1 protein-coding gene is annotated in these 229 nt (G+C 52.8%); it reads left to right on the top strand.

The features are described from left to right. Positions 1 to 229 (top strand): U32 family peptidase (locus Q4519_RS22290; protein ID WP_303516177.1); only part of this gene is annotated, 229 nt, incomplete at both ends.

Here is a 229-nt window from a genome sequence, read left to right as displayed (position 1 = left end):
ACCCAGCTGACCACCCATAATGCCGGGCAAATTCCCTTTATGAAACAGCTTGGCTCCAGCAGCGTTAACTTATCACGCGAGCTAAACTTACGCGAAATCACCGCACTGGATAAAGTCGGCCAGCAGCACGATACCCTACTAGAAGTGTTTGTCAATGGCTCGCTGTGTATCGCGATTTCTGGCCTGTGTTATTCCACCTCGGCCAGTGCCGGTAACTCGGGTAACCGCG

The sequence above is a fragment of the Motilimonas sp. 1_MG-2023 genome, from assembly GCF_030547455.1.
Taxonomy (GTDB): Bacteria; Pseudomonadota; Gammaproteobacteria; order Enterobacterales; family CBDFNC01; genus Motilimonas.
This window is presented reverse-complemented; position numbering and strand designations above follow the sequence as displayed.